Source organism: Pseudoalteromonas sp. AOP7-A1-14, from assembly GCF_052376275.1.
GTDB lineage: Bacteria > Pseudomonadota > Gammaproteobacteria > Enterobacterales > Alteromonadaceae > Pseudoalteromonas.
Window position 1 is genome coordinate 25770 of sequence record NZ_JBQSVO010000023.1, and the last position, 9854, is coordinate 35623.

Below are 9854 nucleotides of genomic sequence, written 5' to 3' on the forward strand. Positions count from 1 at the left end.
ATGAAATCACTCATGCACACTTTTTTACTAAGCACGCTTTTTGGTATGTGTTTAAACGTCAATGCAATAACGGCATCACCACAAAACTGGTGGGTTGGTATGCAAAGCAAGCAATTACAAATTATGCTGCATGAGCCAAATGTTGCTAAGCAGCAATGGCAACTTGAATCACATGCTGGCGTTGAGTTAACAAGCATTACGCATACGGATAACCCCAATTACGCTTTTTTAAATCTTGCAATAAACCCGAGCGCAAAGCCTGGTGTGTTAGTATTTAGCAGCAAATCAGGGGAGCGTTTTGAGTATCAATTGCATGCACGTAAAGCAAACAGCAGTAAACGCAGTGGTTTTAATAGCAGTGATACCATTTACTTAATTAACCCGGATCGCTTCGCTAATGGTGATAGCAGCAACGACACCGTAAAAGGAATGCTTGAGGCTGCAAAGCCAATTGAGCGAGGCGGGCGTCACGGTGGCGACATTCAAGGTGTAATTAACGCACTGCCGTATTTACAAAAACTGGGCGTTACCCAGCTTTGGTTAACGCCAGCGCTTGAAAATGATATGCCTAGCTATTCGTACCATGGCTATGCAATTACTGACTTTTACAACATAGATCCACGTATGGGCTCAAATGAGTTGTATCGCGAGTTATCAGCTAAAGCGAAACAACACGGTATCGGTATGGTGATGGATTTAGTACTTAACCATTTTGGCTCAAAGCATGAGTGGATGACAGACAAACCCACAGCCGATTGGATCAATTTCAACGGTGACTTTGCAAACGGCAACCATGCAACAAGCCATGCACGACAAACTATACAAGATCCACATGCCAGCGAGTTCGATAAACGCCAGTTTAGTGATGGTTGGTTTGTAGCGACTATGCCTGATTTGAACCAGCGCCAACCATTATTAGCAACATACTTAATTCAAAATGCTATTTGGTGGATTGAATACGCCGACTTAAGCGGTATTCGCGTTGATACCTATTCATATTCAGACAAAGCATTTTTAGCTGACTGGACTAAAGCGATAATGACTGAATACCCTGACTTTAATATTGTTGGCGAAGAGTGGACCAGCAATCCTGCGATTGCCTCATACTGGCAAGCGGGCAAAGTTAATAACGATGGTTACACCTCAAGTCTACCAAGTGTGATGGACTTTTCATTACAAGAAGCACTTATTCAAGCACTTAATGAAGATGAAAGCTGGAATACTGGCTGGGTAAAAGTGTATCAATCAATCGCCAATGACTTTTTATACCCAAATCCTGATAACTTATTGGTGTTTGCCGATAATCACGACATGAGCCGCGTTTATACTGAGCTTAAGCAAGATTTAGCGAAAACTAAAATGGCGATGACACTGCTCTTAACTACCCGTGGTATTGCACAAATGTACTACGGTACCGAAGTTTTGCTTGATAACACGGGCAGTAATGATCACGGTGATATTCGCATTGATTTCCCCGGTGGCTTTAAAGGCCAACCAAGTAATGCGTTTACAGGGCAGGGCTTATCAGATGAGCAGCGTGATATGCAGCAAGCCATTACCACTTTACTTAATTTTAGAAAGCAAAGCCCAGCCATTGCTCATGGAAAGCTGACTCACTTTAGCCCTAAAGCAGGTATATACAGCTATGCGCGGATCAGTGATCAGCAAACGGTACTGGTGTTTTTAAATAAAAATAGCGCAGCAAAAAGCTGGTCATTAGCATATATGCAAGAGGTTATTGGGCAACATAAACAGGCCATAAACCTTTTTACTAACCAAGCAATTAGCCTAATTGATACAGTGACTTTAGCGCCTAAGAGTGCAACGGTATTAATAATTGAGTAAATACCTAGGTGAATACGTATGCAGCCACTGTCAGTCAGTGGCTGTTCACTTTAGTATTAAATTTATAATAAAAATGACGTTTAAATGACAATCCATTAAAACGTCAAATCTAAGTAAGAACATTATGACAACAAACAAAACCACAATTAGTACATTTAAATATGGCTCATGGGTATTAGCTAGTAGCTTATTGTTATCGAGCTGCTCAGGTGAGCCCACAACCCCCAGTGCCGACAAAAAAGTAGCTGAACAAGTTAACGAACATTCAAAGCCGGTGGTTTACCAAGTATTCACCCGTTTATTTGGTAATACCCAAACAGCCAACGTGCCATGGGGAACCAAAGAGCAAAATGGCGTAGGCACATTTAGTGACTTTAATGATGCTGCTTTAAGTGGCATTAAAGAACTTGGTACCACCCATATTTGGTATACCGGCGTGCTTCACCACGCGCTGGTAGGCGATTACAGCCAATATGGAATTAGCCAAGATGATCCAGATGTAGTGAAAGGGCGCGCAGGCTCTCCTTATGCTATTAAAGATTATTACGATGTAAACCCAGATTTAGCCATCAATCCAGAGCGCCGCCTTGAAGAATTTGCGGCATTGATTGAGCGCACCCACCAACACGGTATGAAAGTGGTGATTGATATTGTGCCAAATCATGTGGCGCGTCATTATCAATCTACTGCTAAACCTGCTGGTGTGAAAGATTTTGGTGAGCAAGACGATACCAGCGTAGAGTATGCCCGCGATAATAACTTTTACTACGTTACTGGGCAGTCATTTCAAGTACCAACCAGTGAAAATTACCAAGTACTGGGCGGTAATACCCACCCACTTGCCGATAACTTATTTGATGAAACACCTGCAAAATGGACTGGTAACGGTGCCCGAGCTGCTAAGCCTGATATTAACGATTGGTACGAAACGGTTAAAGTTAACTACGGCGTAAAACCCGATGGTAGCTACGACTTTCCAACGTTACCAAGCGATTATGCCAATCAAGATTTACGCGCGCACTTTGAATTTTGGCAAGATAAAGAATTGCCAAACAGCTGGTATAAATTTCGTGATATCGCCTTGTATTGGCTCGATAAAGGCGTAGATGGTTTTCGTTATGATATGGCTGAAATGGTGCCCGTGGAGTTTTGGAGCTTTTTAAATTCATCTATCAAGATGCACAACCCAGAGGCATTTTTACTAGCCGAAGTGTACAACCCATTGATGTACCGAACTTATATTCACCAAGGTAAAATGGATTACTTGTATGACAAAGTAGGCTTTTACGACACCTTAAAAGCTATAATGCAAGGCAAGCAAGCCGCAAGTAGTATTTTTAATGCTCAGCAAAAAGTGGCTGACATAGAGCAACATATGCTGCACTTTTTAGAAAACCATGACGAACAACGTATCGCAAGTCCTGATTTTGCCGGCGATGCCGCATTGGGCAAGCCTGCAATGGTGGTCTCTCACCTAATCAGTCGCTCGCCAAGCTTGCTTTATTTTGGTCAAGATGTCGGTGAAGATGGCTCAGAAAACGCGGGGTTTGGTAGCCCAACTCGCACCAGTATTTTTGACTATATTGGTGTTCCTGCTCACCAAGCGTGGATGAACAACGGTAAATTTGATGGCGGTCAGTTAACAACTGAACAAGCGCAATTACGCCAATATTATATTTCAATTATGGCACTTAACGATTTACCAGCGATTGTTGCCGGCGATATGGCGCAGCTGATGATCACGGGGAGTGACAGCGTGGTTGGTTTTGTGCGTACCTTAGGACAGCAATCATTATGGGTGCTGAGTAACTTTAGTCAGCAAGCGCAAACAGTCACTATTACGCTCACGCCCAATCAAGCAACAATGCTCAAACCAAACTCAACGCTTTACGATCTATTAGAGTCGCATAACGGTATTTTGGTGAGCGATGAGAAACAAAATACAACCTTTACGCTGACCCTTGATGCACTCAGTAGTGCCGTTTTAACAAATAAGGCTGACCATGAATTATAATAACAAACCAACCTTAAGCTTTTGGCAAATATGGAACATGTGCTTTGGCTTTTTAGGCATTCAATTTGGCTTTGCACTGCAAAACGGTAATGTCAGCCGTATTTTTCAAACCTTAGGTGCAAATATTGATGACATTCCAATTTTATGGATTGCAGCACCACTAACAGGTTTAATTGTACAACCTATTATTGGTTACTGGAGCGATAAAACGTGGGGCAAATTGGGGCGCCGTAGACCGTTCTTTTTATATGGCGCAATTTTAACCACGTTAGCGTTATTTATCATGCCTAACTCACCAACACTGTGGATAGCTGCTGGAATGCTGTGGATCATGGACGCCTCTATCAACGTCACCATGGAACCGTTTCGAGCATTGGTCAGTGATAACTTGCCAACTAAACAGCGTGCAACCGGCTACGCCATGCAAAGCTTTTTTATTGGTGTAAGTTCGGTGGTTGCCTCAGCATTACCGTGGATGATGACCAACTGGTTTGATATTTCTAATATTGCCCCAGCTGGGCAAATTCCAGAGTCTGTAAAATTCTCCTTTTACTTTGGTGCTGTTGTCTTACTTGTTGCGGTATTTTGGACTGTGTTTACCACCAAAGAATATTCACCAGAGCAGCTTGAGCAATTTAATGATCATGTTGAGCAAGCACCTGTAACAACAACCAGTAAACAAGTTAATTTTAACAAAGGTGGGGCAATATTCACCGTGCTTGGTCTCGCTATCTTACTAATTGTATTAAGCCTTTCTCTTGAAAAAGAGCTTTACTTACTTTCTGCTGGATTGATCTCTTTTGGCATCATCCAATTTATTGCAGGCCAGTTACAACGACAAAACAAAACGGACAATGGCTTTTATCAAGTGGTGAATGATGTGTTCATTATGCCAGAGGCCATGAAGCAGCTTGCTTGGGTGCAGTTTTTTAGTTGGTTTACGTTATTTGCGATGTGGATCTATACCACCTCAGCGGTAACCAGTTTTCATTATGGCAGTAGCGATACCAGTTCGGCTGCTTACAATGATGGCGCTGATTGGGTGGGTATTTTATTCGCCGCCTATAACGGTTTTGCGGCATTGGCAGCATTGTGTATCCCGATCATCGTAAAGCGTGTGGGATTAAAATTAGCTCATGCCATAAACCTTGTATTAGGTGCTTTAGGTTTGGCGAGTTTTATATTTATCAACGATCCTAGCTTATTAATTTGGCCAATGATTGGCGTGGGCTTTGCGTGGGCGTCTATTTTATCACTGCCTTATGCGATGCTGAGTTCATCGGTGCCGAGTAAAAAAATGGGTGTGTATATGGGAATATTTAACTTTTTTATCGTGATCCCACAATTACTCGCAGCCAGTGTACTGGGCCTCATTTTACGTCACTTTTTTGAAAACCAACCTATTTACGCATTAGTACTGGGCGCAGTGTCGTGGATACTTGCAGCAGTTGCGGTATTGCGCGTTAAACATACGCAATAGCGACTTGCTTTGCACAGTTAATGACTAATAAAAAAGAATTAAGGGTTAAACATGAAAAAATACAACATCATTACCGCAACTTTATTTATGCTTGGGCTAACGGCATGTAGCTCAGAGCAAGCGATTAATAATACGCAAGTTACCGAGCAACTAAGCGCACCGGGGGCACCAGGTGCAGAGCCATTTTGGGCATACTCAGGTAAAACAGGAATTGGTACGTCATTTGAGCAATACCAACAGGGGGCTTATAGCGACAATGCCGCAACAGGCCCTGTATCAAAAGTATGGTTTTCGATTGCCAAAGGCATGATCACCGAAACCATGTTTGGTTTAATTCACCAAGCACAAATTAAAGACATGCAATTTATAGTGGTGGGTAAAGACTTTACAGTCACAGAAGCGGATGATTTAGACGTAAGCATTGATTACTTATACAAAGACCAAGCAGGGCGGCCATTATCGCTTGCTTACAAAGTAACAAGCAAAGATAAGCAAGGGCGCTTTAGCCTCGAAAAACACATATTCACCGATCCAGATGGGCAAACGTTATTTGTACGCAGTATTTTTAATACCGAGCTTGAAGGTGTAAAAGCTTATGTTAACGTCAATCCTTACATTGATAATAACGGCCTTGATGACTTTGCCAAAACCACTGAGCAAGGGTTAGTTGCTTGGCAAGGCGATAGTTATTTATCACTGCAAGGTGCACAACCGTTTAAACAAAGTAGTGTTGGCTTTACGGGTAAGAGCGATGGCTTAAATGAGCTTAAAGCTGCGCAAAAACTTAGCAATGTTTATAAAAATACTGGTGAGCAATCGGGTAACGTAAGCTTACTTGCAGAGCTGGGTGAAATTGGTAAAAACAGTCAGTTTGATTTAACACTTAGCTTTGGCAACAATGAGCAAGCAAGCTTTGAAGAAGGTAAAGCGAGTTTAGCCCGCGGTTACCAACAAGTACTAGATAACTACAATGGTAAGGGCGAAGCATTGGGCTGGCAGGATTATCTACAAAGTCTTGCACCGCTTAATGGCATGACCGAGCAAACAGCCGATAACGGTAAACTACTTTACACCAGTGCCATGGTCTTAAAAGCGCAAGAAGATAAAACTCATGCCGGTGCACTTATAGCCTCGTTATCAAACCCGTGGGGCGAAACAGTCTCGGCAAAAACGGGTTCAACAGGTTACAAAGCAGTATGGGTACGCGACTTTTATCAAGTAGCCATGGCGTTTATGGCAATTGGCGATACCGCCACCGCTAAAACAGCCTTTGAATACCTTGAAAAAGTGCAAGTAAATAGCAAAACACCGGGTAATAATGGCGACACAGGTTGGTTTTTACAAAAAACACACGTTGATGGTGAGCTTGAATGGGTGGGCGTGCAACTTGATCAAACAGCCATGCCTATCATGCTAGCATGGAAACTGCACCAAGCTGATGTATTAACAGATAAAGAGCTAATTGATTGGTATGGGCGTATGTTAAAACCGGCAGCTGATTTTTTAGTTGATGGTGGCCGCGCTAAAATTTTATGGAACGACATGCAAATAACCCCGCCAGCTACACAGCAAGAGCGCTGGGAAGAGCAAGAAGGCTATTCACCTTCAACCACCGCAGCGGTTGTAGCAGGGCTTATTACCGCCGCTGATATTGCAAAACTTGCAGGTGACGATGAAAACGCCAAGCGCTACCTTACAACAGCTAAAAGTTACAATGCTGATATTGAAAAGCAAATGTTCACAACTGAGGGGAATTTAGAAACAGCCGCCTCAGATGGTGAGTATTTTATTCGTATAGGCCAAGATAAAGACGCCAACTCAAATACTAAAATTAACGCCAATAATGGCCGTGAAGGCTTTAACAAAAAGCAAATTTTAGACGGGGGCTTTTTAGAGCTAGTGCGCTATGGTGTACGTGATGCGCTTGCACCAAGTATAGTTAAAACTCTGCCAGAATATGACGATGAAACATTAGCCGATAACTTACAAGTTAAATACAGCTTTAAGTTTAACGATGGCAGTGGCTCATTTCCAGGTTACCGCCGCTACGGCAATGATGGCTACGGCGAAGACGAAACAACAGGCACAAACTACGCCGAAGGTGGGAAAAATACACCCGGCCAACGTGGTCGAGTATGGCCGTTTTTTACCGGTGAACGTGGCCACTATGAAATCGCCGTTGCAAATGTTAATAACAAGCTAGACGACGCTAAAAAGCAAGCCATTAAAAACACCTACGTTAAAGGGCTTGAACAGTTTGCCAACGCAGGCATGATGCTACCAGAACAAGTATGGGATGGAGTAGGTAACAATAAAGCCGGCTACCAACTAGGCGAAGGTACTAACTCTGCGACCCCCCTTGCATGGACACACTCAGAGTACATTAAACTGGTACGTTCTTTAAGCGACAAACACGTATGGGATCACTATCCAGTGGTTGAAAAAGCATTAAACTAAGCTTGTTTAATAATTAATACTAGAGCCTGTTTATCTTTCGAGGTTAAATTTGCAGCAGTGTGTTTGGCATTTAGGTAAGGCAGAGCCTATGTAGTGTGGTTGTTCCACATAAATAGGCGATAACGCAGCATCATTGCCAAACACGCGCTGCCCTTCGGGTTCTTCCTAGGTGCGATTTAATCGCGGCGCGAGGTTTGTAACCTAATGGGTTAAGTAAAAATAGAGCAACAAAGAGTTAATTACCCATAGGCATAACTCTTCTGGCAGCGTGTGTAGATGAGGGAAAAAACACTGCCAAGAAAGTCTTTAGCATCATTTATATATTTAATTTGAGAGATCAAATCATCGTTCAAAGACTTTGGTAATAAAGTATAGCGATCTTTTTTACCTTGACTGTGAAAATAAATAATCTGTTGTTTTCAAGGTTTAGATCTTTAACGCTTCGTTTATTCTTAGCCCTTAGCAGCCGCAGAGGGTTGTCGCAATTAAGCGATATTTACCAGATAAATTGCTTATGATTTCTATAGCCTCTTCATGGGTTAGTACCGTTGGTAACGCTTTCTCCTGTTTTGTGAATGAATAGGATAGTCCTGAAATTTCTCGATTAAATAAGTTCTCGCTATAACGGCTTATTTTTATTGTTATAAGGTACGATTGTTGATGATTTTATAAAAAAGTATTATAAATTTTAATGCGTGTTCTGCCTGTTTCTGATAATAACTGGCGAGTGTTTATCGGTATTTTGGTAATACGCAGTTAAGTGCCAAGGAGGTATCCATTGAATAAAGTCGTATATATCCCCGCATTTTTGAACCTATCGGAAAAGATAAAAAATTAAGGTTCCAACTGGTGAGAAGAAAAAAGGCTTCTTTGGTGGTGAGAAAGATGTCACACGTAAAGAAACTAAGTGGGAACAAACTGGTTGGTCAGATTGCAGTATTGATAGCGCACGGTTAGCTAGTGACTTGGCTCAAGAGGTTGAAAAATTAAATAGAGATGGTTTTGAAATCGTATCAGTTACACCTATAACTTCAGGAGCTTATGATTGGAGTTATAAGGTGAATTCAGGTGGTTTTGAAGGGAAAGGTTATGGCTGATATGGCTATGGTTATGGTTATGGGTTTAGCTATACAAACAGCCTGATTGTCACTGCAAAAAGAACTTAACAAGCGCTAAAGTCGTGTTGATGCTGCAGAGTTAGCCTTTTTGGGTCGTAAGTCTAGTTTGATTTTTTTTACTGCTTTGTAATCGCAAGGAGCTTAATTTTTTATCTTTTTTAAGTTAAACCTTATGTTAGTTGTACCCGAGTAAAAAATTAGTTTACTTTGTTGTTTTTAATACCACGCGATTATAAAGTCGCGTGGTATTAATTATGGTTAGTGTGCTAATACGTCCATTTAACTGTGAAGTTGATGTTTTGAGGCTCACCGTAATTGGCAAAGTCAATATTAGCCCAATATGTCTCGTCGGTTACGTTTGTTGCACTTAGCGTCGCGTTCCACGATTTGTTGAAGCGCCAGTTAGCATGTAGATTAATTAGCATGTAAGCATCTTGCTCATAAGTCACGCCTTCACTGATTAATGGATGGCTTACACTATAGCCGGTGATTTCACTTTGCCATTTGATGCCACCACCGATATTTAGTTTATCAAGCGCACCAGAGAACTGATAATGCGTTGAAAGCTTAACTGAATGTTCGGGCAAGTTAGTCCAGATGAGATCATCTTTATTACGTGTGGTATCTACATATGTATAGCCTGCATTGACCAGCCACCCTTGGTTGATATGGCCGCTTAGGCTAATTTCTACACCTTTACTTTCAGTGCCATCAATACCTTTATAAGCGGAACTACCATCTGGTAATGAGTAATCTGGCTGGGTTAAATCTCGTACGCCGTAGTTGTCTTGTTTAGTATTAAAAACGGCAAATGTTGCCATTAGCTGACCAGCATAAAATTCACTTTTTATACCCGCTTCTAAGTTGCTACCAAGCACTGGTGCAAGCAAATTATTATTTTTATCTTTGTAATTTTGCGGTGTGAAAATATCTGTGTAGC

The 9854-nt window shown here is 41.8% G+C and carries 6 protein-coding genes; 5 read left to right on the forward strand and 1 reads right to left on the reverse strand.

What is annotated here, in order from left to right; translation table 11 throughout:
- The 5 genes from ACT3RM_RS05925 (at window position 1) to ACT3RM_RS05945 (ending at window position 8893) form a co-directional block, all read left to right on the forward strand.
- A complete protein-coding gene (locus tag ACT3RM_RS05925; RefSeq protein ID WP_441994702.1) occupies window positions 1–1845 on the forward strand; it encodes a glycoside hydrolase family 13 protein in 1845 nt (614 codons plus the stop codon).
- A gap of 124 nt (window positions 1846–1969) precedes the next feature.
- Window positions 1970–3859: an alpha-amylase family protein gene (locus ACT3RM_RS05930; RefSeq protein ID WP_392343810.1), complete on the forward strand. Its 1890-nt coding sequence runs from the start codon at window positions 1970–1972 to the stop codon at window positions 3857–3859.
- Window positions 3849–5339, forward strand: a complete 1491-nt coding sequence (locus ACT3RM_RS05935) for an MFS transporter (RefSeq protein WP_392343809.1) — start codon at window positions 3849–3851, stop codon at window positions 5337–5339. Before ACT3RM_RS05930 ends, ACT3RM_RS05935 begins: the two co-directional genes overlap by 11 nt.
- 51 nt (window positions 5340–5390) lie before the next feature.
- Entirely contained in the window at window positions 5391–7796 is a 2406-nt protein-coding gene (locus tag ACT3RM_RS05940; protein WP_441994703.1) for a glycoside hydrolase family 15 protein, read from the forward strand.
- 965 nt (window positions 7797–8761) lie between these two features.
- Window positions 8762–8893 (forward strand): hypothetical protein, encoded by a 132-nt coding sequence (locus ACT3RM_RS05945; RefSeq protein WP_444511345.1) that lies wholly within the window; start codon window positions 8762–8764, stop codon window positions 8891–8893.
- Window positions 8894–9180: 287 nt separating this feature from the next.
- On the opposite strand, the gene ACT3RM_RS05950 is transcribed toward ACT3RM_RS05945, so the two are convergent.
- A partial coding sequence (locus ACT3RM_RS05950) for a TonB-dependent siderophore receptor (protein WP_444511346.1) occupies window positions 9181–9854 on the reverse strand: 674 nt, incomplete at its 5' end.